At 63.0% G+C, this 23,997-nt stretch carries 19 protein-coding genes; 7 read left to right on the forward strand and 12 right to left on the reverse strand.

Features of this window, described 5'->3' with window-relative positions; genetic code table 11:
- Positions 1 to 28 precede the first annotated feature (28 nt).
- Positions 29 to 1,786, forward strand: a complete 1,758-nt coding sequence (locus HGB41_RS20210; RefSeq protein WP_171087838.1) for an allantoate amidohydrolase — start codon at positions 29 to 31, stop codon at positions 1,784 to 1,786.
- Here the strand turns inward: HGB41_RS20210 and HGB41_RS20215 are convergent.
- From HGB41_RS20215 to aptA, 8 genes are all read right to left on the reverse strand, one after another.
- A complete protein-coding gene (locus tag HGB41_RS20215; RefSeq protein ID WP_171087840.1) occupies positions 1,745 to 2,320 on the reverse strand; it encodes an MgtC/SapB family protein in 576 nt (191 codons plus the stop codon). The two genes, HGB41_RS20210 and HGB41_RS20215, sit on opposite strands and share 42 nt — an antisense overlap.
- A gap of 55 nt (positions 2,321 to 2,375) precedes the next feature.
- Positions 2,376 to 3,614, reverse strand: a complete 1,239-nt coding sequence (locus HGB41_RS20220) for a Zn-dependent hydrolase (RefSeq protein WP_171087841.1) — start codon at positions 3,612 to 3,614, stop codon at positions 2,376 to 2,378.
- A gap of 25 nt (positions 3,615 to 3,639) precedes the next feature.
- Positions 3,640 to 5,031, reverse strand: coding sequence for a dihydropyrimidinase (gene hydA, locus HGB41_RS20225; RefSeq protein ID WP_171087843.1), 1,392 nt, complete (start codon positions 5,029 to 5,031; stop codon positions 3,640 to 3,642).
- An 18-nt stretch (positions 5,032 to 5,049) separates the two neighbouring features.
- The gene (locus tag HGB41_RS20230) at positions 5,050 to 6,525 is read right to left on the reverse strand and encodes an NCS1 family nucleobase:cation symporter-1 (protein WP_171087845.1); all 1,476 of its coding nucleotides are present in this window, start codon (positions 6,523 to 6,525) and stop codon (positions 5,050 to 5,052) included.
- 171 nt (positions 6,526 to 6,696) lie between these two features.
- Positions 6,697 to 7,977 (reverse strand): NAD-dependent dihydropyrimidine dehydrogenase subunit PreA, encoded by a 1,281-nt coding sequence (gene preA / locus HGB41_RS20235; RefSeq protein ID WP_171087847.1) that lies wholly within the window; start codon positions 7,975 to 7,977, stop codon positions 6,697 to 6,699.
- Entirely contained in the window at positions 7,965 to 9,341 is a 1,377-nt protein-coding gene (locus HGB41_RS20240) for an NAD(P)-dependent oxidoreductase (protein WP_171087850.1), read from the reverse strand. Before HGB41_RS20240 ends, preA begins: the two co-directional genes overlap by 13 nt.
- Before the next feature lie 35 nt (positions 9,342 to 9,376).
- Positions 9,377 to 10,870: a CoA-acylating methylmalonate-semialdehyde dehydrogenase gene (locus tag HGB41_RS20245; protein ID WP_171087853.1), complete on the reverse strand. Its 1,494-nt coding sequence runs from the start codon at positions 10,868 to 10,870 to the stop codon at positions 9,377 to 9,379.
- 4 nt (positions 10,871 to 10,874) lie between these two features.
- Positions 10,875 to 12,191: an omega-aminotransferase AptA gene (gene aptA / locus HGB41_RS20250; RefSeq protein ID WP_171087855.1), complete on the reverse strand. Its 1,317-nt coding sequence runs from the start codon at positions 12,189 to 12,191 to the stop codon at positions 10,875 to 10,877.
- Between the two features lie 167 nt (positions 12,192 to 12,358).
- On the opposite strand from aptA, the gene HGB41_RS20255 reads away from it, so the two are divergent.
- The 6 genes from HGB41_RS20255 (at position 12,359) to HGB41_RS20280 (ending at position 17,148) form a co-directional block, all read left to right on the forward strand.
- Positions 12,359 to 13,846 (forward strand): aminotransferase-like domain-containing protein, encoded by a 1,488-nt coding sequence (locus HGB41_RS20255; protein WP_171087857.1) that lies wholly within the window; start codon positions 12,359 to 12,361, stop codon positions 13,844 to 13,846.
- Between the two features lie 7 nt (positions 13,847 to 13,853).
- Positions 13,854 to 14,504 carry a TetR/AcrR family transcriptional regulator gene (locus HGB41_RS20260; protein ID WP_171087858.1) on the forward strand — a complete coding sequence of 217 codons (651 nt, stop codon included), beginning with the start codon at positions 13,854 to 13,856 and terminating at the stop codon, positions 14,502 to 14,504.
- Between the two features lie 34 nt (positions 14,505 to 14,538).
- Positions 14,539 to 15,102 (forward strand): GNAT family N-acetyltransferase, encoded by a 564-nt coding sequence (locus HGB41_RS20265; RefSeq protein WP_171087860.1) that lies wholly within the window; start codon positions 14,539 to 14,541, stop codon positions 15,100 to 15,102.
- A gap of 136 nt (positions 15,103 to 15,238) precedes the next feature.
- Positions 15,239 to 15,490, forward strand: a complete 252-nt coding sequence (locus tag HGB41_RS20270; protein ID WP_229423140.1) for a hypothetical protein — start codon at positions 15,239 to 15,241, stop codon at positions 15,488 to 15,490.
- A 3-nt stretch (positions 15,491 to 15,493) separates the two neighbouring features.
- Positions 15,494 to 16,384 (forward strand): sensor histidine kinase, encoded by an 891-nt coding sequence (locus tag HGB41_RS20275; RefSeq protein WP_171087862.1) that lies wholly within the window; start codon positions 15,494 to 15,496, stop codon positions 16,382 to 16,384.
- Entirely contained in the window at positions 16,384 to 17,148 is a 765-nt protein-coding gene (locus HGB41_RS20280; RefSeq protein ID WP_171087864.1) for a LytR/AlgR family response regulator transcription factor, read from the forward strand. The genes HGB41_RS20275 and HGB41_RS20280 overlap by 1 nt, the downstream gene beginning before the upstream one ends.
- A gap of 20 nt (positions 17,149 to 17,168) precedes the next feature.
- Here the strand turns inward: HGB41_RS20280 and HGB41_RS20285 are convergent, their stop codons facing one another.
- The 4 genes from HGB41_RS20285 to HGB41_RS20300 all read right to left on the reverse strand — a co-directional run bounded on the left by HGB41_RS20285 (position 17,169) and on the right by HGB41_RS20300 (position 23,810).
- Positions 17,169 to 17,846, reverse strand: coding sequence for a DUF2076 family protein (locus tag HGB41_RS20285; RefSeq protein WP_171087866.1), 678 nt, complete (start codon positions 17,844 to 17,846; stop codon positions 17,169 to 17,171).
- Positions 17,847 to 18,753: 907 nt separating this feature from the next.
- The gene (locus HGB41_RS20290) at positions 18,754 to 19,479 is read right to left on the reverse strand and encodes a hypothetical protein (protein WP_171087868.1); all 726 of its coding nucleotides are present in this window, start codon (positions 19,477 to 19,479) and stop codon (positions 18,754 to 18,756) included.
- Positions 19,476 to 20,882, reverse strand: a complete 1,407-nt coding sequence (locus tag HGB41_RS20295; protein WP_171087870.1) for a hypothetical protein — start codon at positions 20,880 to 20,882, stop codon at positions 19,476 to 19,478. Before HGB41_RS20295 ends, HGB41_RS20290 begins: the two co-directional genes overlap by 4 nt.
- A gap of 9 nt (positions 20,883 to 20,891) precedes the next feature.
- A complete protein-coding gene (locus HGB41_RS20300; RefSeq protein ID WP_171087872.1) occupies positions 20,892 to 23,810 on the reverse strand; it encodes a type VI secretion system Vgr family protein in 2,919 nt (972 codons plus the stop codon).
- Positions 23,811 to 23,997: the final 187 nt, after the last annotated feature.

The raw sequence follows: 23,997 nt of genomic DNA on the forward strand, positions 1-23,997 counted from the left end.
ATCATCCCGGGATTGAATGAGGCTCACCATGACCACCTTGCAAGACCTGAACAGCTGCGACCGCGCCGCCTTCGTCGCGACCCTGCGCGGCATCTACGAACACTCGCCCTGGATCGCCGAGGGCGCGGCCGTGCTGCGTCCATTCGACAGCCCGGTCGCCCTGAAGCAGGGCTTGCAGGCGGTGGTGACGCTGGCTTCGAAGGACCAGCAACTGGCCCTGCTGCGCGCCCACCCAGAGCTGGCCGGCAAGGCGGCGATCGCCGGCGAGCTGACGGCGGAATCGACCGGGGAACAGGCCGCCTCGGGCCTGAACCGCTGCAGCGCGGAAGAATACGCAACCCTGCACGAGCTGAACGCCGCCTACAAGGACAAATTCGGCTTCCCCTTCATCCTTGCGGTGAAGGGACCGCTAGGTGCAGGCTTGACCCGCAGCGCCATCATCGAGACCTTTGCGCGCCGCCTGAAGAACCAGCCCGCGGACGAACTGGCAGAATGCCTGCGCCAGGTGCACCGCATCGCCGAGATCCGCCTGAACGAACTGTTGAAAGTGCAGCACATGTTCGGCCCGCAAGTCATGGAATGGGCCGAGCAGCTCGGCGCCATCAGTGACAGCGTCGACCATCTCACCTGCGCCTACATGACGCCGGCGCACCAGCGCACCGCCGCGCAACTGCGCGACTGGATGATCGAGTCCGGCATGGATGTCCATATCGACGCCGTCGGCAATGTCGTCGGGCGCTACGCAGCGGCGCAGCCCGATGCGAAGACCCTCATCACCGGCTCGCACTACGACACCGTGCGCAACGGCGGCAAGTACGACGGGCGGCTCGGCATCCTGCTGCCGATCACGCTGGTAGCCCACCTGAAAGAACGCGGCGAACGCCTGCCCTTCCACCTGGAGGTGATCGGCTTTGCAGAAGAAGAAGGCGTACGTTTTCGCAGCACCTTCCTCGGCAGCAGCGCCATCACCGGACGCTTCAACCCGATCCTGCTCGAGCAGCAGGACGCAGAAGGCGTCACCATGCGCGAGGCGCTGGTCTCGGCCGGCCACGATCCCGCAGCCATCGCCGGCATTGCGCGCGACCCGGCAATGCTGCTCGGCTTCGTCGAAGTCCATATCGAACAGGGACCGGTGCTGCTCGAGCGCGGCCTGCCGGTGGGCGTGGTGACGGCGATTGCGGGCAGCTCGCGCTACCTGGTCGAACTGGGCGGCGTGGCCAGCCATGCCGGCACCACCCCGATGGGCATGCGGCGCGATGCCGCCGCCGCCGCCGCGGAGATCGTGTTGCTGGTGGAGGCGCGCTGCAGCGGGCGCGGTTCGCTGGTCGGCACGGTCGGCCAGTTAGAGGTGCCTTCCGGTTCGGTCAACGTGATTCCCGGCCAGTGCCGGCTGTCGCTCGACATCCGCGCAGCCGACGACGCGGTCCGCCTGGAAGCGGTGGACGATATTTTGGCCGGCATCAGCGCCATCTGCGCGCGCCGCGGCATCGACGAAAAGCTGTGGAAGCTGGTCGAAGCCGACGCCGCGCCCTGCGCGCCGCGCCTGATGGACCGGCTGGGCAAGGCCATCGAAGACAGCGGCCTGCCGCGCTACGACCTGCTGTCGGGCGCCGGCCACGACGCCATGGAGATGGCATCGATTACCGAGGTGGCGATGCTATTCACCCGCTGCGGCAACGGCGGCATCAGCCACAACCCGCTCGAGACGATGACGGCAGACGATGCCGAGATCGCGGGCCAGGTGCTACTCATATTTCTCCGTGGTCTCGACGTTGCGGCGGCTTGAGGAGACCACCGGGTCTGCCGGTTGGACGATCAGTGGTTTCTTGGGCGTGATCCGCAATAATCCCAGGATTGCGAGCGCAAACAAGGCACTGAGCACGGCCGTCGCCTCGCGCCCCATGCCGGCTGCGATGCCGATGGCAGCGGTCAGCCATACGCTGGCAGCCGTGGTCACGCCCTTGATATCGTTCTGGTTCGAGTGTTTGAGGATGGCCCCGGCTCCGATGAAGCCGATGCCTGCTGTGACGCCTTGCAAGACCCGCGACAGGTCACTGATACCCATGCCAGCCTGCAGTGGGATCAGCACGAACAAGGCCGAACCGAGCGAGACCAGCATGTGCGTGCGCAAGCCTGCCGACGCACCCACGGTCTCACGCTCGTAGCCGAGCATCCCGCCCAGCACCACCGCCACCATCAGGCGCAGGACGACACGGGTAATGGACTCCACATCCCCCAGGTCCGAAAATTCCTGCAATATTGTTTGCCAACTCCGTTCCAGCCACACCGTGTCATCCTCCCTGAGTAATGACACGATCATGACATTTTTACTGCAGCGGCGTCGCCACATTCGGCTGGGGCCGCCAAAGCCCCTGTCAGTCCACGATCCGGGCGCGCTCCAGCATCGCATGCAGCAGCACGTTGCAGCCTGCTTCCAGGTGGGCCGGCTGCGCGTCTTCGATTTCGTTGTGGCTGATGCCGTCCTTGCAGGGCACGAAGATCATGCCGGAGGGCGCGACGCGCGCGGCATAGATCGCGTCGTGGCCGGCGCCCGAGACCACGTCCATCGTCGAATAGCCGAGTTTTTCGGTCACGGCGCGCACGGCGCCCACGCAATCGGGGTGGAAGGGGCAAGGAGGATAATAGGACACGCGCTCGAGATCGATCGGCAGGCCGCTTTGTTCGCGCGTTTTCGCCACGAAGGCCAGCATCTCCTCGTGCATGGTGCCCAGCAGCTCGTCGTTCACGTTGCGCAGGTCGATGCTGAACTTGACCCTGCCCGGGATCACGTTGCGGCTGTTCGGGAACACTTCCACCATGCCCACCGTGCCACGGCCGTAAGGCTGGTAGCGGTTCGCAATCTGCACGACTTCCTGCATGATGACGGTGGCCACCTGCAGCGCATCGCGGCGCAGGCCCATCGGCGTCGGCCCGGCGTGCGCCTCCATGCCACTGACGGTGCAGTCGTACCACGACAGGCCCATCACCGCCGGCACCACGCCGATCACCTTGTCGGCGTCTTCCAGCACCGGGCCCTGCTCGATATGGGTCTCGAAATAGGCGCCGATCGGGTGCCGGCCGGGCACTTCGTCACCGAGATAGCCGATACGTTCCAGTTCCTCGCGCACGCTCTTGCCTTCAGTATCGACCGCCGCATAGGCGGTCTCCAGGCTGAAGGCGCCGCAGAACACGCCCGAGCCCATCATCACGGGCACGAAGCGCGAGCCTTCCTCGTTGGTCCAGAACGCGACCTCGATCGGCGCCTCGGTCTGGATATTCATGTCATTCAGGGTGCGCACCACTTCCAGCCCGGCCAGCACGCCGTAGTTGCCGTCGAACTTGCCGCCGGTGGGCTGGGTGTCGACGTGGCTGCCGGTAACGATCGGCGGCAGCGCCGGGTTGCGCCCTTCGCGCCGCATGAAGACGTTACCGATCTGGTCGACCGTGATCGACAGGCCGGCGTCAACCGCCCATTTCACCACCAGGTCGCGGCCCTGGCGATCGAGGTCGGTCAGGGCCAGGCGCTTGACGCCGCCCTTCTCTGTGGCGCCGATCGCGGCCAGGTCCATGAGGGACTTCCACAGGCGGTCGCCATTGATACGCAGTTCGTTCATTGCGATTTCCTCGTGATGGATCAGGTCAGGCGACGGTGGCGGTAAAGGCTGGGCGTTCGATGTGGCGACCCGCGCCAGGTTCGGCGCGCAGCTCGCCGCGCTCGAACACGAGCTTGCCGGCGGCGATGGTATGGGTCGGGATGCCGCGCACGGTGCGTCCCTCGAACACGTTGAAGCCGCCTTTCGAATGCTGGGTCGCAGCGGAAATGGTGCGGGTGCCTTCCGGGTCCCAGACCACGATGTCGGCATCCGCACCAACCTGGATCACGCCCTTGCGCGGGTAGATATTGAAGATCTGGGCCGCATTGGTGGACGTCACTTTCACGAACTCGGACGGGGTGAGGAGACCGGTATTGACACCCGCATCCCAGACCACCGCCATGCGCTCTTCCACGCCGCCGCAGCCGTTCGGGATCCGCGTAAAGTCGTCCTTGCCGGCCGCTTTCTGCTCGGCGCAGAAGGTGCAGTGGTCGGTCGCGGTGGTGTGCAGGTTCCCGCCGCGCAGGCCCTGCCACAGGGCCTGCTGGTGGTGGCTGCTGCGGAACGGCGGACTCATGACGTGGGCGCGTGCGAATTCCGGGTCAGGGTGGCGGTAGACGCTGTCGTCGATGACGAGGTGGCCGGCCAGGGCTTCGCCGTAGACGCGCTGCCCCTTGGCGCGCGCGCGCGTGATGGCCTCAAGCGACTCGGCGCAGGACACGTGCACGATATACACCGGGGTGCCGAGGACGTTGGCAATCGCGATGGCCCGGTTGGCGGCTTCGGCCTCGACTTCCGGCGGGCGCGAGAGCGGATGCGCCTCTACTCCGCGGATACCCTTGGCAAGCAGCTCCTGCTGCAACTGATAAACGAGCTCGCCGTTTTCAGCATGGACCGTCGGGATGGCGCCCAGTTCGAGCGAGCGGCGGAAGCTCTTCACCAGGGTTTCGTCGTCGGCCATGATCGCGTTCTTGTAGGCCATGAAGTGCTTGAAGCTGTTCACGCCGTGATCGCGCACCAGCACGCCCATCTCCTCGTGCACCGACTGGTCCCACCACGTTACCGCCACGTGGAAGGTGTAGTCGCCGGCCGATTTTTCGGCCCAGCCGCGCCAGGTATTGAAGGCCTCCAGCAGGGACTGCTGCGGGTTCGGGATCACGAAGTCCATGATGGTGGTCGTGCCGCCCGCCAGCCCGGCCGCGGTGCCGGTGAAGAAATCGTCGGCGGTGACGGTGCCCATGAAGGGCAACTGCATGTGGGTGTGGGTGTCGATCCCGCCCGGCATGACGTACTGGCCGCCCGCATCGACGATGGTGGCGCCGGCGGGAGCGTCGAGGTTCTCGCCGACCGCCATTATCTTGTCGCCTTCGCACAGCACGTCGGCGCGGAAGGCGCGGTCGGCGTTTATCACGGTACCGCCACGGATCAGGGTCATCATCGAATCGTTCTCCTTGGTTCAGGAATGTCGCGGGGCGAGCGCCGCGACACGGTGGCCTCGCATCATGGCGCCATAGACGACCGCCGCGATGGCGACGCCGACGAACCATGCGTAGGTGTAGATGGTCTTGAAGGCCTCGCCCACATCCGGGAAGGATGCCGGGAAGGCTGCGTTCAGGAAGCCCGGGATATTCGGCAATACGCCCAGCACGAAGGCCACGATGGCGGCCATGTTCCAACCGTTACCGTACGAGTAGATGCCGTCGTCGCGGTACATCTGGGCGACATCGAGCTCGGTCTTGCGCACCAGGTAGTAATCGACGATCAGGATGCCGGCAATCGGCCCGAGCAGCGCCGAATAGCCGACCAGCCAGGTGAAGATGTAGTTCTGGGTCGACGCCAATATTTTCCAGGGCATCATCACCAGCGCCAGGCCGGCGGTGATGTAGCCGCCCAGCCGGTAGCTGATGGCGCGCGGCGCCAGCGCAGAGAAATCGTAGGCCGGGCCGACCAGGTTGGCCGCCAGGTTGACGCTGACCGTATCGACCAGCAGCACGATCAGGGCCACCAGCACGGCAATGCCTTCCATGCGGCTGGCCAGGTCGACCGGGTCCCACAACGCCTTGCCGTACAAGACCACGGTGGCCGAGGTAACGATCACCGCCAGCGCGGCGAGTAAGCCCATCGGCACCGGCAGGCCTACCGACTGGCCGATGACCTGGTCGCGCTGGGTTTTCGCGAAGCGCGTGAAGTCGGGAATGTTCAGGGCCAGCGTGGCCCAGAAACCGATCATTGCCGTGAGCGAAGGCCAGAATACCTGCCAGAACTGGCCCTCTTTCGCGCCGCCCGGCACAAAGGCCGATGGGCGGTCGAGCAAGGGACCGAAGCCGCCGGCGCGCTCGTACACCCACCACAGCAGCACGAAGCAGATCGCGATCTTCAGCGGAGCAGTATAGGTTTCGAGTTTGCGGATCGATTCGATCCCGTGCACGATGAAATAGAGCTGGATCGCCCAGAAGCCCAGGAAGCACAGCAGCTGCGCGATGTTGATGCCGAGTCCCGCAATCGGGTCGCCGCCGATCGGCGCGCCGTTCATCACGCCCAGCAGCGTGTAGATCATGCTGCCGCCGAACCAGGTCTGGATGCCGTACCAGCCGCAGGCGACGATGGCGCGCATCAGCGCCGGCAGCTTGGCGCCGCTGGTGCCGAAGGAGCTGCGCGCCAGCACAGCGTAGGGAATGCCGTATTTGGTGCCGGCGTGGCCGATCAGGAGCATCGGCACCAGCACGATCGCATTGGCCAGGAAGACCGTCCACACCGCCTGCCAGCCCGACATGCCCGATTCGATCAAGCTGGCCGACAGTGTGTAGGCAGGAATGCACATCACCATGCCGACCCACAGCGCCGCGAAGTGGTACCAGCGCCAGGTGCGCTGCGCCGCGGTGGTCGGGGCCAGGTCTTCGTTCCAGAGATCTGAACTTACGTTGTGGTGCATGTTGAACCCTTTTCGTCGGTTGCGAAGGATGCAGCCGAGTGTAGCGCAATCGGTTTGTCGTAGGGTGGGCGGCTTCGCCGCCCGCGCGTTCAACGAACGGGGTAAACCACGGAGCGGGCCAGCAGCCGTGATTTGAACGCGCGGGCGGGAAGACCCGCCCACCCTACAGAATCAGGCTGTAACCGGCTCTGCCCGTGGATTGCGTGGATCCTGCGTCCAGTTCATATACGGCTTCCCGCTGGGCTGCGGCACCATGGTGATGCAGGCCTCCACCGGGCAGGTAATCTCGCACAGGTTGCAGCCCACGCACTCGTCCTTGATCACCTCGTAGCGCCGGATGCCTGCTTCGTCCACCGACCGCCCGACCGCCTGGTGCGAGGTATCCTCGCAGGCCACGTAGCACTTGCCGCACTTGATGCACTTGTCCTGGTCGATCTGGGCGATCACGTGGTAATTCATGTCCAGGTATTTCCAGTCGGTCGTGTTCTGCACGGCCCGGCCCGAGAAGGCGGCGATGTTGGCATAGCCCTGCGCGTCCATCCAGCGCGACAGGCCGTCCTTCATCTCTTCGACGATGCGAAAGCCATGCAGCATGGCGGCCGTGCACACCTGCACCGAGCCGGCGCCGAGCGCGATGAACTCGGCCGCGTCGCGCCAGTTGCCGATGCCGCCGATGCCGGAGATCGGCAGGCCGCGCGTTTGCGGATCGCGCGCGATCTCGGCCACCATGTTCAGCGCGATCGGCTTCACAGCAGATCCGCAATAGCCGCCGTGGGTACTGGCATTGCCCACCACCGGGAAGGCCACCATGCGGTCGAGATCAAGGTGGGTGATCGAATTGATCGTATTAATCAGGGACACCGCATCGGCTCCGCCTGCCAGCGCCGCCCGCGCCGGGGCGCGCACGTCGGTGATGTTCGGCGTGAGCTTGACGATGACCGGCAGGCGCGTGTGCTTCTTGCACCAGCTGGTGACCATCTGCACGTATTCCGGCACCTGCCCCACCGCCGCACCCATGCCGCGTTCGGGCATGCCGTGCGGGCAGCCGAAATTCAGTTCGATGCCGTCGGCGCCGGTGGCTTCCACCAGCGGCAGGATCGCGGCCCATAGCGCTTCCTCGCAGGGCAGCATCAGCGACACGATCATGGCGCGGTCCGGCCAGTCCTTTTTCACCTGCGTGATTTCGCGCAGGTTGATCTCGAGGCTGCGGTCGGTGATCAGTTCGATGTTGTTGAAGCCGATGACTTCCCGGTTCTTGCCGTAATGGGCCGAGTAGCGCGACGAGACGTTGACCGCCGGCGGGTCTTCGCCCAGCGTCTTCCACACCACGCCGCCCCACCCCGCCTCGAAGGCGCGCACCACGTTGTAGGCCTTGTCGGTCGGGGGCGCGGAGGCCAGCCAGAACGGGTTCGGGCTCTTGATGCCGCAGAAATCGATGCTCAGGTCGGCCATGCTGCCTCCGTCTTCGATTGGATGTCTTCGTGGATGCTGAGTGCGGCCAGTTTTCCGTGCTGGACTGCCTGCACCGTCAGGTCCTGCCCCGGTGCGACGCAGTCGCCGCCGGCGTAGATGCCGGGCAGCGCAGTGCGGAAGCGGTTGTCGATCCAGATGCGATCGCCCTCTCGCGACAGTTCACCGGCCAGCGGCTCGTTGAAACCGGCATCGTCCATGCCCTGGCCGATCGCCTTGAACACGGCATCGGCCGCGATCTCGAGGAAGCCGCCGGTGCGCACCAGCCGCCCTTCTTCCATGCGGGTCTGCTCGAAGCGCATGCCGGTCACGCGGCCCGCATCGTCCAGCAGCACCTCGAGCGGCGAGGCCCAGGTGCGGATGCGTACGTAGTTGGCCTTGGCGATCTCGATCTCGTGGCCGGTCGCGCTCATCGACTCCAGACCGCGGCGGTAGACCAGGGTGACGTCTTCGGCGCCGAGGCGCTTGACCTGCACCGCCATGTCGATGGCGGTGTTGCCGGCGCCGATGACGATCACGCGGCGCGGCACCGGCATGGTCGACAGGTCGGTCGCCTGGCGCAGCGCGGCGATGTAGTCGACCGCAGCCATCAGGCCAAGCGCGTTTTCCCCCGTCAGGCCGAGCGAACGGCTGGCCGCCAGTCCGATGCCCAGGAAGACCGCGTCATAGCGCGTATGCAGCTCGGCCAGGCTCAGGTTCTCGCCCAGCTTGCGGCCGTATTCGATGTGGATGCCGCCGATCGACAACAGGAAGTCGACTTCCTGCTGGGCGAAATCGCCCGGCAGCTTGTACTTGGCGATGCCGTATTCGTTCAGGCCACCCGCCTTCGAGCGCCCCTCGTAGACCACCACGTCATTGCCCAGCATGGCCAGGCGGTGCGCGCAGGACAGGCCGGCCGGGCCGGCGCCGACCACGGCGATCACCTTGCCGGTGGACGGCGCGCGCTCGAATGGATGGCCGGCGAAGTTCGCATGGTCGATGGCATAGCGCTGCAGCAGGCCGATGCGCACCGGCTCGCGCTCGGCCGGGTTGTTGCGCACGCAAGAGTCTTCGCATAGGATCTCGGTCGGGCAGACGCGCGCGCAGCTGCCGCCGAAAATGTTCGCCTTCAGGATGCCGTAGGCGGCGCCGTCGATGTTCTGGTCGTGGATGTTCTTGATGAAGCTGGCGACGTCGATGCCGGTCGGGCAGGCATTCATGCAGGGGGCGTCATAGCAGTACAGGCAGCGCGCCGCCTCGACTGCCGCCTGGCGCGCGGTCAGCGGCGGCGCCAGGTCGGTGAACTGCGACGCGAGCTCGCCGTTCGACCCGCTTGCTGTCGGCAGGTGCTGGAGTGATTCGATCATGTGCATCCCTATGCGTATTATGTTAATCGACCTGTCTACTTCATCTGCGGGAAGGAGAACTCCGGCCCGCTGCTGGCCGTGTTGGGCCAGCGCTCCATCACCGCCTTGTGGCGCGTATAGAAACGCACGCCTTCGGGACCGTAGGCGTGGTGGTCGCCGAACAGGCTGCGCTTCCAGCCGCCGAAGCTGTTGAAGGCCATCGGCACCGGCAGCGGCACGTTCACGCCGACCATGCCGACTTCGATCTGGCGCACGAACTCGCGCGCCACGCCGCCGTCGCGCGTGAAGATGGCGACGCCGTTGCCGTATTCGTTGGCGTTGATGAGTTCCACCGCACTGCCCACGTCCGGCAGGCGCACCACGCACAGCACCGGTCCGAAGATCTCTTCCTGGTAGATCGTCATGTTGGAGGTGACGTGGTCGAACAGGGTGCCGCCCACGAAGAAGCCCTTCTCGCAGCCCTCGACGCTGCAGCCACGGCCATCGACCACCAGCGTGGCGCCCTGCTCCACGCCCTGGCCGATCAGGCGTTCGATGCGTTCCTTGGCCGCGGCGGTGACCACCGGCCCCATTTCGGCTCCTTCACTCATGCCGTCGCCGACCTTGAGCCGCGCGGTGCGCTCGGCCAGCCCGGCCACCAGCTTGTCGCCGGCGTCGCCGATGGCCACGGCCACCGAGATCGCCATGCAGCGCTCGCCGGCCGAGCCGTAGGCCGCGCCGATCAGGGCGTCGACCGCCATCTCCATGTCGGCATCCGGCATCACGACCATGTGGTTCTTGGCGCCGCCGAGGGCCTGTACCCGCTTGCCCTTGGCCGAGCCGCGCGAATAGATGTATTCGGCGATCGGCGTCGAACCGACAAAGCTGATCGCCTGGATGTCGCGGTGGTCCAGCAGCGCGTCGACCGCCACCTTGTCGCCCTGGATCACGTTGAAGACGCCGTCCGGCAGGCCGGCCTCCTTGAGCAGGCGCGCATGCAGCAGCGAAGGCGACGGATCGCGTTCGGACGGCTTGAGCACGAAGGTATTCCCGCACGCGATCGCAACCGGGAACATCCACATCGGCACCATCACCGGGAAGTTGAAGGGGGTGATCCCAGCCACCACGCCGAGCGGCTGGCGCATCGACCAGGCGTCGATGCCGCGCGCGATCTGGTCGGAGAATTCACCTTTGAGCATCTGCGGGATGCCGACCGCGAACTCCACGATCTCGATGCCGCGTGCGACTTCGCCTTGCGCATCGGCGAAGGTCTTGCCATGCTCGCGGGTGACCATCGCCGCGAATTCGTCGGTGTGCTGCTGGCATAGCTGCAGGTATTTGAACAGGACGCGGGCGCGCGCCAGCGGCGGGGTCGCGGCCCAGGCCGGGAAGGCCTTGGACGCTGCCGCCACTGCCGCATCGACGTCGCGCGGCTCGGCCAGCGCCACCCGGGCGCAGGGTTCGCCCTTCGCCGGATTGAACACGTCGGCTTGGCGCGTGCCTTCGGGGTGGGCCTGCTGGCCGTTGATGAAATGTGAAATCAGGGTCATTGGATCAGTCCAGGTTCTTGAGTACGTTGGCCAGCTTGCCGAACAGTTCGTCGATGTGCTGCTTGTTGAGGACCAGCGGCGGCGACAGCGCGATGATGTCGCCCGTCACGCGGATCAGGACACCGTCCGCGAAGGCCTGCTTGAAGGCGCTGTAGGCGCGCGCGCCCGGCTTGCCGGCGATCGGTTCGAGTTCGATGCCGGCCACCAGGCCGATCGAGCGGATATCAATCACGTGCGGCAGGCCGCGCAGCGAATGCAGGGCGTCTTCAAAGTAAGGCTGCAGCTCTTTCGCGTTCTCGGTAACTCCCTGCTCGCGGAAGACCTCGAGCGTCGCGATCGCGGCCGCGCAGGCCAGCGGGTGGCCCGAATAGGTATAGCCGTGGAACAGCTCGATGCCGGCCGGCGCATCCATGAAGGCATCGTGGATGAAGCGCTTGGTGAACACGGCGCCCATCGGGACCACGCCATTGGTCAGGCCTTTCGCCGTGGTCATCATGTCCGGCTCGACGCCGAAATAATCGCTCGCAAACGGCGTGGCCAGGCGGCCGAAACCAGTGATCACTTCGTCGAAGATCAAGAGGATGCCGTGCTTGTCGCAGATCTCGCGCAGGCGCTTCAGGTAACCCTTGGGCGGCACCAGCACGCCGGTGGAGCCCGACACCGGCTCGATGATGACGGCGGCGATGGTCGAGGCGTCGTGCAGGGTCACCAAGCGTTCCAGCTCGTCGGCCAGCTCGACGCCGAAGTCCGGTTCTCCGCGCGAGAAGGCGTTTTTCAGCAGGTTGTGGGTGTGCGGCAGGTGGTCCACGCCCGGCAGCAGCGGGCCGAAGCTCTTGCGGTTGTTGCCGATGCCGCCCACCGACAGGCCCCCGAAGCCGACGCCGTGGTAGCCGCGCTCGCGGCCGATCAGGCGGGTGCGCCCGCCCTCGCCGCGCGCGCGGTGGTAGGCCAGCGCCATCTTCAGCGCGGTGTCCACTGCTTCAGAGCCGGAGTTGGTATAGAAGACGTGGCCGAACTTGTGGCCGGTGTAATCCATCAGCTGCTCGGCCAGGTCGAACGCAGCCGGATGGCCCATCTGGAAGGTGGGCGCGAAGTCGAGCTGGCCGACCATTTCGCTGACGGCTGCCGTGATGCGCGGCTGGGCGTGGCCGCAGGGAACGCACCAAAGGCCGGCGGTGCCGTCCAGGATGCTGTTGCCGTCCACGTCCTTGTAATACATGCCTTCGGCCGAGACCAGCAGGCGCGGATTGGCCTTGAAGTCGCGGTTATTGGTAAAGGGCATCCAAAACGACGACATCGACTTGGGCCTGGATTCGTTCATGCGACTCTCCCCGCCATATTGGCGAAAAATTTTTACCAGTTGGCAAAATATTGATCAATAATAGTCAGCAAGGCAACACCGGCACAGATACACCAACGGCAAAACCGACCAACCGTACTGGTAGCTTAACCTGTACAGTTGAACACCCGTGGAACGGAGCGGCGGCGATGGAAGAAGCTGTTTTGACAGAAGGTTTTCCTTGCGGAGCGTCCGATAGCGCGCCGGGGCCGGCATCCGGTGCAGCCTGGCCGCTGCTCGCCATCGACAGGAGCAAGCGCGGCAGCCTGGTCGACCAGATCGTCGGGGCCATCTCGACGATGGTAAACGAGCGTCAGTTGGGTGCCGGTACGAAAATGCCCTCTGTTAGACAATTCGCAAAGATCAATAGCGTCAGCACATACACCGTGGTCGACGCCTACGAGCGGCTGCACCAGCTCGGCCTGCTGTCCTCGCGCCGCGGCTCCGGGTTTTTCGTCACCCGCAGCCTGCCGCAGGCGCCCTGCACGCCCGCCGGACCGCAGCCCGGCCTGCATTCCGAGATCGACGCCCTCGCCCCCGATTTGTATTCCGGCCAGGGCGAAGCCCTGCCCGTCGGCGCCGGCTGGCTGCCGCCCGACTGGTATGGCGAAAACACCATCCTCGACGCGGTACGCCACGCCATAAAGATCCCGGCCGGCCGCCTGCGCGGCTACGGCCATCCGCTCGGCTTCCCCTCGCTGCGCCAGCACCTGGCCTCGACCCTGTCCGATGAGCTGTTCCACGTCGAGCCCGACCAGGTGCTGATGACCCACGGCGCCACCCACGCTTTCGATCTCGTGCTGCGCACGCTGACGCGCCCCGGCGACGTCGTGCTGGTGGAAGACCCGGGCTACAGCAATTTGCTGTCGCTGGTGCGCCACCACGGCTGCATCCCGGTCGGCATCCCGCGCACGGAAGCAGGACTGGACATGGAGGAGCTGGCGCGCCAGGCGCATGCGCTCCAGCCCAAGCTCATGTTCGTCAACACGGTGCTGCAGAATCCCCTCGGCACCTCGCTGTCGCAGGCGCAGGCACACCGCCTGCTCGCGCTGGCCGAGCAGTTCGACTTCTGGCTGGTCGAAGACGACATCTACCGCGAGCTGGCCGCGCCCGGTGAAGCCTCGCTGGCGGCGATGGACGGGCTGCGCCGCGTGATCCGCGTCGGCAGCTTTTCCAAGACCCTGTCGCCGGTGCTGCGGGTCGGCTCGCTGTGCGCCTCGCGCTCGCTGGTGCCGGAACTGCTGCGCGTGAAGATGGTGACCGGGCTGACGACCTCGGAAATCAACGAACGCGCGGTCTTCGACGCCACCAGCGCGCGCGGCTACCGCCGCATGGTCGAGCGCCTGGCCGTGCAGCTGATCGATGCGCGCGAACGCACGCTCGAGGCCCTGGACAGTATCGGCATGAGCCCACTGGCGCGCCCGCGCGGCGGCATGTTCGTCAGCGCCGGCTGGCAGGAGGCGCCGACGCCGGGCCGCAATGGACGCAGCATCGCCGATGCCGCCCTGAAGGCAGGCATCCTGCTTGCCCCAGGCGAGTTCTTTACCCAGCGCGCGCCAGGCCGCATCTGGTTCCGCTTCAATGCCGCCTACGCGGCCAACCCGCAACTGCTTGCCTTCCTGCGTACCCAGCGCTGAGGAATCCATGGACCTCCAGATAAGCGACACAGACAACGCCGGCACCGCCGCCAAACGGCGCGACCGGGTCGAGACCGCGATCCTGCTCGAAGCCACGCGCCTGTTCGCCGAATGCGGCTTCGAAGGCACGACCATCGCCGCCGTCGCCGAACGCGCCGCGATGTCCAAGCAGAACCTGATGTACTACTTCCCGACCAAGCAAAGCCTGTACAAGCGGGTGCTCGACGACGTGCTGGACGACTGGCTAGAACGCATGGCCCACCTGGCCAATGCCGACGGCGCACCGGCCGACGTGCTGCGCGCCTATGTCGCGGCCAAGCTGCGTTTCTCCCGCGAGCAGCCCTGGGCTTCGCGCGTGTATGCGATGGAAGTCATCGGCGGGGCCAAGTTCTACGGCGACCAGATCCGCGAACGCGTGGTGCCGCTGCTGCGCCGCGACATCGAGGTATTCGAGCGCTGGATGGCGGACGGCCGCATCGCGCGCGTGAACGCCACCCACCTGCTGTTCGCCCTGTGGGCGATGACGCAATCGTATGCCGACTTCTCGGCGCAAATGACGCTGGTGTTGGGCCAGCCGGAACTCACCGGCAGGGATTTCGAGGATGCCGAGCAGCTGGTCGGCGACCTGGTGGTGCGGGCGGTGGCGGCAGCGGCTTGAGCATGATGGATCAGGCAATGTTATCATTCCCACCATGCCCAGTTATCCCACGCCCATCCTGACGACCAACCGGCTCACCCTGCGCCCCCTGACGCTGGACGATGCCGCCGACCTGTTCGCCGTGTTCTCCGATCCGGCCGTGGTGCGTTACTGGAGCGCCGAGCCGTGGACCTCGGTGGCGGACGCGGAAACCACGATCGGGCACGCGCTCGACTGCTACCGCGACCAGAGCGAAGTCCGCTTCGGCATCGAACTGGCGGAGACCGGCGTCCTGATCGGCACCGTCGGCCTGCACCACGTCTTCCCGCAAAACCGCCGCTGCGAAATCGGCTACGCCCTCGCCAGCCAGCACTGGGGCAAGGGCTACGCCTGCGAAGCCCTCGGCGCGGCGCTCGACTACGGCTTTCATGAGCTGCGCCTGAACCGCGTCGAAGCCGACATCGACCCGCGCAACGCCGCATCCGGCGCCGTGCTGGAACGGATGGGGTTTCGCAAGGAAGGCTATATGCCGGAGCGCTGGTTCGTGCACGGCGAGATGGCCGACACCATCAACTATGGCCTGCTCAAGAGTTACTGGGACGCGCGTCCCAGCCGCTGAGCGTACACGGTCCTTCCCGCTTATCCGTTCTCCTTACCGCCAATGCCGGGTTTCCGGCACTTCGTCGGATGCTTCTGGCGCGCTCGGTGTGCTCCCCCTAAAGTAGCACCATCAACCCTCGCAAAGGACGCATCACATGAAAACCACACGTTTCCAATCCTTCGTCGCCGACATGCAAGACCTCGGCCGTCAATGCAACCGCGCCGTGCGCTCCGGCGCCCGCACCCTGGCCGCCCTGCCGTGGCCGGCCCTGCTGGCGGTGTCGATCCTGTTGGCCTGCCTGCTGACCATCGTCCCGCTCGCGCTGACGCTGTTCATAGGCTTCCTGCTGCTCAAGCTCGTCGCCACGGCCCTGTTCGGTCGCCGCCCTTCGCAGATCGTGGAGTAAGCCATGGCCGCCGCACCGATCAACCGCGCACTCGACTTCGTGCGCGAAGCCGTCAGCGAAGCAAGCGCCCTGTGGTGGGGCTTCTTCGACTGGCTGGCCCTGGTCGAGTGGCGCCAGCTGTACGTGACCTGGTTCGTGGTCTTCGTGTTCGGCATCTTCTTCCAGCTGGCCGAACCGGCGATCTGGTTCATCCTGATCTCCTTCGGCGTCAAGGTGCTCGCAGGCGGCAAGCGCCGCGCCGAACTCACCGCCAAGGACGCCTCCGACAAGGCCAATGTCGCCACGCTGGAGCGGCGCCTGATGGAAGCGCAGATGGCGACCTTGCAGGCCCAGGTCGAGCCGCACTTCCTGTTCAACACCCTGGCGCTGATCGGCCAGCTGATCGAGACCGATTCGAAGGAAGCCGCGCGTGTCCATGCCCACCTGATCGAATACCTGCGTTCCTCGCTGCCGCAGATGCGCGCCGGTGGTGGCGGCACGCTCGGCAAGCAGGTGGAAATGTCGAAGGCCTACCTGGCCATCATGCAGGCGCGCATGAAGGAACGCCTCGCCGTGCGCTTCGAGGTGCCGGACTTCTTGGGCAGCTCGCCCTTCCCGCCGATGATGCTGCAGACCCTGATCGAGAACGCGATCAAGCACGGCCTCGAGCCGAAGGTGGCAGGCGGCACGATCACGATCAAGGCCCATGTCGAAGGCGCGATCCTGCACGTGGATGTCTGCGACGATGGCGTCGGCATCAACCTGCACGCAGACGAAGGAGTTGGCCTGGCCAACATCCGCGAACGCCTCGCCCTGCTGTACGGGAAGGACGCGGAACTGGTGATCGAGATGCCTGCGGGTGGCGGCGCCTGCGCCTCGATCCGCCTGCCTTACCGCATGACGGAGTTCGACTGATGCCCGTGACCGCCCTGATCGCCGACGACGAAGCGCCGCTGCGCGAGCAGTTGCGCATGCGGCTGGCAGAGGCATGGCCCGAACTGTATATCGTGGGCGAAGCCGCGAATGGCATGGAGGCGCTCGCGCTGGCCGCCAAGCACAAGCCGGACATCGCCTTCCTGGATATCCGCATGCCCGGCATGGGCGGCATCGACGCGGCACGCCAGCTCTACGACCGCTGCCACATCGTGTTCGTGACCGCCTACGACCAGTACGCGCTGGACGCCTTCGAACAGGGCGCGATCGACTACCTGTTAAAGCCGGTGACGCCGGCGCGCCTGCAAACCACCTGCGAGCGGGTGCGCAAACGCCTGACCCAGGCGCCGCAGGACATCGGCGCGCAGCTGGCTGAACTGGGCACGCTCCTCAAGCAAGGTGGCGCTGCCGCCAAGCCTGATTACCTGCGCTGGATCCAGGCGCAGGTCGGCGGCAGCCTGCGCATGGTCAGCACCCGCGAGATCCTGTTCTTCCAGGCCGAAGACAAGTACACCTGCGTGCAGACCGCCACGACCCAGCTCCTGATCCGCAAGACGCTCAAGGAGCTGGCGGACGAGCTGGATCCGGACGAGTTCTGGCGCATCCACCGCTCGACCCTGGTGCGGGTCGATGCCATCGCCGAAGTCACGCGCGACCTGCGCGGGCGGCAGATGCTCAGGCTACGCAGTTTCGCGGGCGAGCTGGAAGTCAGCCGCAATCACGCTCACTTGTTCCAGCAGATGTAGCTTCGCAGCGTCTCGCGGTCTTAGCCAAACAGGCCGTCTTCGGAGCCGTCGCCATCGACGACGCCGCCATTGCCGTCCAGGCCAGGTTCGCTGTCCAGCAAATTATCGGCCTGGCCGATGTCGCCCAGGCCGGCCTGGTCTGCGAGTGCGCTCCCCGACAGGTCGCTGCCTCCCAGCTGGTTGTCACCTAACAGGTGGGCTGCGCCGTTGCCGTCATGGTCATGGAAGATGTTGTCCAGGCCGTGGAACAGGAAGCTGCCTGCGGCTACCCCGGCTGCAGTTGCGGCGATCGATCCAAGTAGACCTCCACCACCACCACCACGCAGGAAGCCCGGCATGCCGCTGCCCATGGAACCCGGGTAGGCGTGCTGGTAGGACATGTGGTGCGATTGGGGATGGGACACCTGGCGGCGATGGCCGAAGACGGAGTCGAGGAAGCCGCCGCCTTGCGTTTGCTGGTGCTGCTGGTACTGCGGCTGCTGGCGCAGCTGGTTTTCCAGTGTTGCGATCTGGGATTTGGCGCTGTTCAGAGCCTGCTCCATCAGGAGCACGCGCTGCACCAGCAGGTAGGCGGCGTCGGGCTGCTGCTCGACCGCACGCTGGATCAGCGCGTCTGCTTCCGGGTCTTTCTTCAAGCCACGGGCCTGGACAAGCTGGCCGAGGAAATCATGCAATACCTGTGCGTCGGATGGGCTCATGGTCATGCTCCTCATCGAAAAATGTGATCAGGAAGACATGTTGTGCGGGTTGGGGGGATTTCAAGGCTTCCGTGTCATAACACCGCGCTGCGACCACGGCAATTAGTGCGTAAAAACACCCGAAGGCCGGTAAGCTCAGCAAAATGCCACGCCAAATATCTTCAGTTATCGACGAGCCTTCAGCAAATTACGGCTGTACTGTATCAGCCTTTCTGATCCAGCCTATCGTCTTTTTTTTTCCTTCTTCATACTGAACAAAATACCAGTCAGGTTGCTCAGGATAAACGTATATGACATCACCTTCAACAAGATACGCTGGTCGTACAAAAGCGTCATTTGGCTGACTATGAAATCTAGCTCGCTTAGCAGCTATCACATACACCGCATTCCAGTTTCCAGCGCCTGAAACTTTCATCGATACGGCGACCTCAGCCGAGGTCTCGAATACACTTGACCCTATGTTAAATGGCAATATCCAATCACAATCGCCTCTCAAGGATTTTTTGGAAAATGCGAGATATGTCGCATTACCTTCTTTTTTTATATAAACACTGGCATCGGACTGCTCGCCGCTCCCGGGCACCCATTTATTTTAAAAACACCTAACCACTAAACGATTGGGATTACCCTTGAAGACCACTTTGCACTCATCAGTCCTTCCTGGAGCGGCCCTAAGCGCAGCAAGATATCCCGCAATCATCTTCGTGCTCGAATTATAACCATATGCCAAAAATTGGTTATCCGAGATATCTGATTTAGCAGAATAAATCAATTCAACTGCCAGAGCCGTGAGTTCGAAACATTGCATTATCACTGCGATAATCACAGATGCAGTATTTTTCATAATTCTCCTTTGTTACCCATCGCGATATCATAGTGCCGCGCAGTAACATCGCAAAACTTATGGTTATATCGGCCTTATCTGAGCGCCGGCTTCTCTTTCAAGAGAATTCAGCGTCAAGAACTGAGCTATTCCGAATCCTACCATCTGCATAATGAGGGAAATTACGATTATTATCGGGACTCCCCATGCGAACAAACTGGCCTCTGGGAAAATACTGCGGAGCGACAACCCTGCCAACATTGAAATGACAATGAGAATTGAAACAAGTGGATTCAATACTTCAGGAACTCCAGGCATGTAAATGGCAATTGACATTTTCAACGATCCAAGAATTCCATTCCAGTCGATCTCTCTTTCCTGCTTCCTGTAGTAGCGCAATAATAATTTACCCCCCGCATCGGTCCATCTTAAATTAAAGATATCAATACCTCGTTTTATATTTACTATCCATAAACTTGCGGAAACCAAAAGCAATGAGAGCTTTACGTTAGATTCGATTGCAGGAACCCAAAACAACGGCAATATTAAGCACGACATAAACACCACAATTCCGAAGGTAAAAGCCATGTTAAAAAGTATCAAGTAAATGGCTCGCTTTTGGCCTTTTAAAGAAAGAATCAGTTGCACCAACAATAATGCAAGCACCATGCAAGCGCCAAATTTCGCGAACGAAAGGGCTGCGTTATACCCTGCCAATTTGTGGGTAATTGCGCCACCTCCCGCTACCCCTCCCACACACATGAACGTCGATAGAGATACGTATGAAAGTAACCGATTCGATATCATCATCTGGAAAGTCCCGCTACAGTTTGCTTCACACTGAGGCCGTCATCGATAAAGTCAACGATGGCTGCAGCAAAAATATAGCCACCAATCGCTACCGCAACGACGGCAATCACAGGTGCTGCTGCTAGCCCGGCAAAAGCAGCGCCAGCGGTGACGAGCGCGATGCCGCCCGCCGCGAAGACACTTCCAAGCGCGGCAGTCAAACCAGCCTTGACGAGCGTGACACCTGCCCGCCCCAAGAACTCGGAAAGATCTTTACTACCTTTCTCATCGAAATACACTGAATGCACGTCGACGAACAGGTCGATCACTGTTCCTAGGATCTGTACTTTTACTCCCCCCTTGAAGTTTTCAGCAGCAGTGAGCATTATGCGACGAGCACCATATCCCGCCTTCCCGCTTTTGGAAAAACCCCCATCAATAAAACTGGTGGCCTTTGAGCCTAGGTGAACATTTTCATGGACGGTTTTTGCTGCTTTCCCTGCAAGCGCAGCGGAAATAACTTTTACAAATGGCTTGCCTTTCAATATCGCGCCATATTGTCCCTTAGGCTTCTTCTCGATACGCACCGTCATCAGAATCTTATCGAGAGATTTTAGATGTTCCTGCAGGTAACCTGCCGACTCTTTGAACCAGTTACTCGTCACAATTTCATTGCCTGAAATTGTAGAGGCAACAGCACCTAGGGCCTTGTAGAGATGAGAGTCTCGACTGCTCGGCGCTGTAGCTGCAAACAGCTCGCTGGGTTTCCCAGTAACCGGCCCAGTCTCCAACTCTTTCAAGACTTCCGGCCGAATTTCTTCTGGTCGGACATCAGTCACCGCAACGTACTCCCTTACCTCTGGCGGCTCCGCAGAGTACGAGTAATCGAATCGTGTGCTGCTCATAGAGGCCAGAAGTGGCAATTTCGGCTCTAATACTGAGAAAATGTCTAACTGGTTCTGCTTAAGCTTCAGCGGATCGGTAGTCATACCTGCGGCGTCAGACGCTAGCTCTCTCTTACCCAACACGATCAGCAAAGGCTCGGGTTTGTCCTTAGGGTCGGATCCATAAATCGCTGGATCAAGATCCACTACTTTATACTTCCCCAAGACTACCCCATTCGCTGTAAGTATCAGAGTGTCTTTAAACTCTCGGCCAACCCAAATTTGAAGTCGCTGCCCGTCGAAGAAACTCGCCTTCCTCAATAATTTCCTTTCCCTCGGACTATAAAATTCCGATTTGGATTCGACCGTATAAATCGTATCGCTCTTGAGATTGATGTCAAAGATGACATCACGATGCTTGCGAAGGACGACCTTGACCTGGTCGCTTGATCGCCAGCATTGGACTCGTTCCCCAGGCAAGTCGATGCATACTTCCTGCGTCATCGCTTTTCGTGCAATACCAGTCGTTTTCGCGCTCATGGCACGTCCCTATTTTCGTCTCGGCTGCTTGGCGCCAAACGGTCCAAGCGGCGCATTCTTGATGAGCGCTTTTCCACTGGCGTCCAGAACGAACTTTTTCTCTACTCCCGTGGCGAAGCTTAGGGCGATCGGCTCGTCGGCTAGCGCATTACCATCCGCATCCACATATTCAATCTCGAGATCCCGTTTGATATTCAATTCAGACACTTTCATCGCAAGATCCACTACCTTTACACTCACCGGCCCCGCCAACTCCTTCTTGCTCGCCTTGAAATCCACCTTCCCCGGCGCATGCACCTCAATATTCCCGCCCTCGAGCTTGATATAAGCCCCCTGCGCCGTCAGCAACACATGCTTCTTTGGCGCTGAAATCGACACCGACTTCGTCACGCTCGCCACTGTCACCTTCTTGTCCGCAGTAAGGGTCGTCGCCCCCGACTGACTCTGCATACTCAGCTTCCCGCTGGCCGCATGCAGCTTCACGCCCACTTCCTGCTTCGGCTTGTCCTTGTTGCTGGCTTTCCCGTAGGTAAACAGACTGATCCCGTTTGCCACGAGCGTGGAGCTCGCACCTTGCGCAATGAGATTGATATCCTGCCCGGCAACGACACTGCTGGTCGTCCCTGCCGACAGCACCGCATCAGCTGGCGTACAAACGGCAATCCCCGCCGGACTCGACAATTGCAGCTGCGGCTCGCTGTATTCATCCGTTTGCCGGTCGCCCCCGCCTTCCCCGCCCTTCAACACCTCCGCGCTGTGGCGCATCTGCTTGACGGCCGGCAGCTCTTCCGCCTCAGGCTCATCCTTCAGCTTGGCGTTATGCTTGCCCGCCTGGGTAGTCAGGGCGACCTGAAGCTGGTGCCCCGCTTCGATCTGCGCTTCTGCCTCCCGCGCCCCGAGCTGGCTGCCGTTGCCTCCACTACGCATATCGGTCGACAGCAACATGCCCTGCCCCGCTCGCATGGCCGCGCTGTGTGCAGTCTTCAGCTCGGCGCCAAAGCCCACCGGATGCAGGCGTTCGTTGTCGGCCTGATGCCGCAGGTGACCCAGGTTCAGCTCGGCTGTGCCGGCATGAGGCCTGGCATGGTGCTGCAAGGCGAGGCGGGCTTGGCCGGCACTGTCGTCAAATACGAGCTGGCTATAGGCCCCATCGCCGCCCTGGCTGCTTTGCATGGCCTGGGTCTTGATGCCGGCCATGGCTGCCGGGTGCGCGTGCCCGCCGTTTTCACCGGGGAACCAGGGCGAGGCGTTGCCGGTCGCGGCGCCCCCGCCTTGCGCGACCTCGTTAGGCTGGGCGTCGCGCTGTCCCCGGCCGTTGTACAGGCTGCCGATCACAACCGGCCGGTCGATATCGCCGTCGAGGAAATCGACCAGCACTTCCTGGCCGACGCGGGGCAGCATGTTGCTGCCCCAGTTCGCGCCTGCCATCGGCGTGGCGACGCGCACCCAGGTGCCGGCGGTGTCGTCGCCCGGTGCGCCGGTTTGCCGTTCCGGATAGGGATGGCTCACCCTGCCGTGGCTGTTCGCACCGCGTTGCCAGTGGAATTGGACTTTGACCCGATGATCCCGGTCAGTGTGGATCACCGCGCCGGGCGGTCCCACCACGATGGCGGTCTGTTGGCCGCGTACGGTCGGGCTTGGTCGGAGTAGATGGCCGCGGCCATCCATACCAGCGCTGCGGATTGGAACGCTCGCCGGGATGGCTTCGATGCGGTTCCGGTACAGGGGCCGCTCGCCCCCGGGTTGCCGCATATCCCCTCCGCCAAACTCCCGGTTGTTGGCAATGGCCGTCAGGCCCTTCCCCAGCAGCTTGCCCACCACTTCGGACATGTCCGCCGTGAGGTTGTTGTGCATCAGGTGTTTCGCCCGGACGATGATGAATGTGCGGCCGTCGTCACTGTCAGCTTCATCGAACCTGGCATGTCCGTGCAGCGTGAAGCTCGTCCCCGGCGCGAAGCTGCGCACGGTTCCGGCGCCCACGTGTACCTGGCGCGCCGCCTCGAATGCCTGGATCTGGTTGAGGGCGATCCGTTGCCCCTGCTCCCGGCCCTGCCAGGCATACACGCCGGGCGCGTCGCGGCTGCTCAACAGCGTGCCACTGCTGTCGGCCCCAGCCGCGCTCGCCTGCCGCTGGCGCACCGTGCGGTAATCCCAGCTGCCGATTTCCACTGCATTGGTGGACATGCGGGTTTCGGTACGCCAACGGTCGATACTGTCGGCCTTCATGACGGCGCCGGGCCGGGTGAACTCCACGGAGGATTGCGGATTCGGCGCGAAGGCGCCGTTGTGGTCGGCAATCACCATGGTATGGCTGCCCAGCGAGGCGCTGTCCGGGTCGCCGCTGTGCTCGAAGAAATAGAACAGGCCTTCCTCAATCATCAGGCGCTCCGCGAAAGCCAGGTCGCTTTCCTGGTATTGCGTGCTCAAGCTGCGCTTGGGATAGATGCTTTGGTCCGCAATGTCGAAGCGCCATTCGCACACCAGCTTGCCCCGCCCAGAGTAGCTGCCGAACACGACGTCCAGGATGTCGAAGACCGTCATGTCCTGGAAGGTACGGCTGTCCCTTCCCAGCGACAGGAACTTGCACCAAGGCTCAATCGTCAGCACATAGCGCACGAAGCCGCCATTGGCGCCGGCGATTTCGGCCGACGTGATATAGCCGTGAAAGGGGCGCAGGGAACTAAAACTCTCGGCCGTGAGCAACTGCAGCAGTGCCGGCTGGCCAATCAGGCTGCGGAGCTGCAGCTGCACGTCCGTGCTCAGGGCGTCGATCCTGAAGACATAGCCTTCGCTGATCCCCTCCTCGCCGTGCATGCATTCCGCGATCAACTCCTCACCCAGGGGAGTCGTCAGCCTAAGCAGGCGGGTGTCCTGGGTGAAGCGGCTCAAGGACGCAAGAAGAGTGGCGCCATGGATGTGTTCCGACATCGCTTTTCTCCCAAGATTGACCCCGCGCGTGCACGCGATTAAGCGATTACACGTCGGGATTGCAGTTTTGCTCTTGAGAAGGATCAGGCCCCATGCCGCGCGACAAGCCAAAACAAAAGCGCTGTCGCATTTCTGCGAACAGCGCTTCCGGTCACACTGAGATCTGATGTGCCGCGACACACCAGAT

The sequence above is a fragment of the Telluria aromaticivorans genome (assembly GCF_013003915.1).
Classification (GTDB): Bacteria; Pseudomonadota; Gammaproteobacteria; order Burkholderiales; family Burkholderiaceae_D; genus Telluria; species Telluria aromaticivorans.

Excerpts from the sequence above, each read along its gene's own strand:
- HGB41_RS20210 (WP_171087838.1), top strand. The coding sequence starts at position 29 with ATGACCACCTTGCAAGACCTGAACAGCTGCGACCGCGCCGCCTTCGTC.
- HGB41_RS20215 (WP_171087840.1), bottom strand. The coding sequence starts at position 2,320 with ATGATCGTGTCATTACTCAGGGAGGATGACACGGTGTGGCTGGAACGG.
- HGB41_RS20220 (WP_171087841.1), bottom strand. The coding sequence starts at position 3,614 with ATGAACGAACTGCGTATCAATGGCGACCGCCTGTGGAAGTCCCTCATG.
- hydA (WP_171087843.1), bottom strand. The coding sequence starts at position 5,031 with ATGATGACCCTGATCCGTGGCGGTACCGTGATAAACGCCGACCGCGCC.
- HGB41_RS20230 (WP_171087845.1), bottom strand. The coding sequence starts at position 6,525 with ATGCACCACAACGTAAGTTCAGATCTCTGGAACGAAGACCTGGCCCCG.
- preA (WP_171087847.1), bottom strand. The coding sequence starts at position 7,977 with ATGGCCGACCTGAGCATCGATTTCTGCGGCATCAAGAGCCCGAACCCG.
- HGB41_RS20240 (WP_171087850.1), bottom strand. The coding sequence starts at position 9,341 with ATGATCGAATCACTCCAGCACCTGCCGACAGCAAGCGGGTCGAACGGC.
- HGB41_RS20245 (WP_171087853.1), bottom strand. The coding sequence starts at position 10,870 with ATGACCCTGATTTCACATTTCATCAACGGCCAGCAGGCCCACCCCGAA.
- aptA (WP_171087855.1), bottom strand. The coding sequence starts at position 12,191 with ATGAACGAATCCAGGCCCAAGTCGATGTCGTCGTTTTGGATGCCCTTT.
- HGB41_RS20255 (WP_171087857.1), top strand. The coding sequence starts at position 12,359 with ATGGAAGAAGCTGTTTTGACAGAAGGTTTTCCTTGCGGAGCGTCCGAT.
- HGB41_RS20260 (WP_171087858.1), top strand. The coding sequence starts at position 13,854 with ATGGACCTCCAGATAAGCGACACAGACAACGCCGGCACCGCCGCCAAA.
- HGB41_RS20265 (WP_171087860.1), top strand. The coding sequence starts at position 14,539 with ATGCCCAGTTATCCCACGCCCATCCTGACGACCAACCGGCTCACCCTG.
- HGB41_RS20270 (WP_229423140.1), top strand. The coding sequence starts at position 15,239 with ATGAAAACCACACGTTTCCAATCCTTCGTCGCCGACATGCAAGACCTC.
- HGB41_RS20275 (WP_171087862.1), top strand. The coding sequence starts at position 15,494 with ATGGCCGCCGCACCGATCAACCGCGCACTCGACTTCGTGCGCGAAGCC.
- HGB41_RS20280 (WP_171087864.1), top strand. The coding sequence starts at position 16,384 with ATGCCCGTGACCGCCCTGATCGCCGACGACGAAGCGCCGCTGCGCGAG.
- HGB41_RS20285 (WP_171087866.1), bottom strand. The coding sequence starts at position 17,846 with ATGAGCCCATCCGACGCACAGGTATTGCATGATTTCCTCGGCCAGCTT.
- HGB41_RS20290 (WP_171087868.1), bottom strand. The coding sequence starts at position 19,479 with ATGATGATATCGAATCGGTTACTTTCATACGTATCTCTATCGACGTTC.
- HGB41_RS20295 (WP_171087870.1), bottom strand. The coding sequence starts at position 20,882 with ATGAGCGCGAAAACGACTGGTATTGCACGAAAAGCGATGACGCAGGAA.
- HGB41_RS20300 (WP_171087872.1), bottom strand. The coding sequence starts at position 23,810 with ATGTCGGAACACATCCATGGCGCCACTCTTCTTGCGTCCTTGAGCCGC.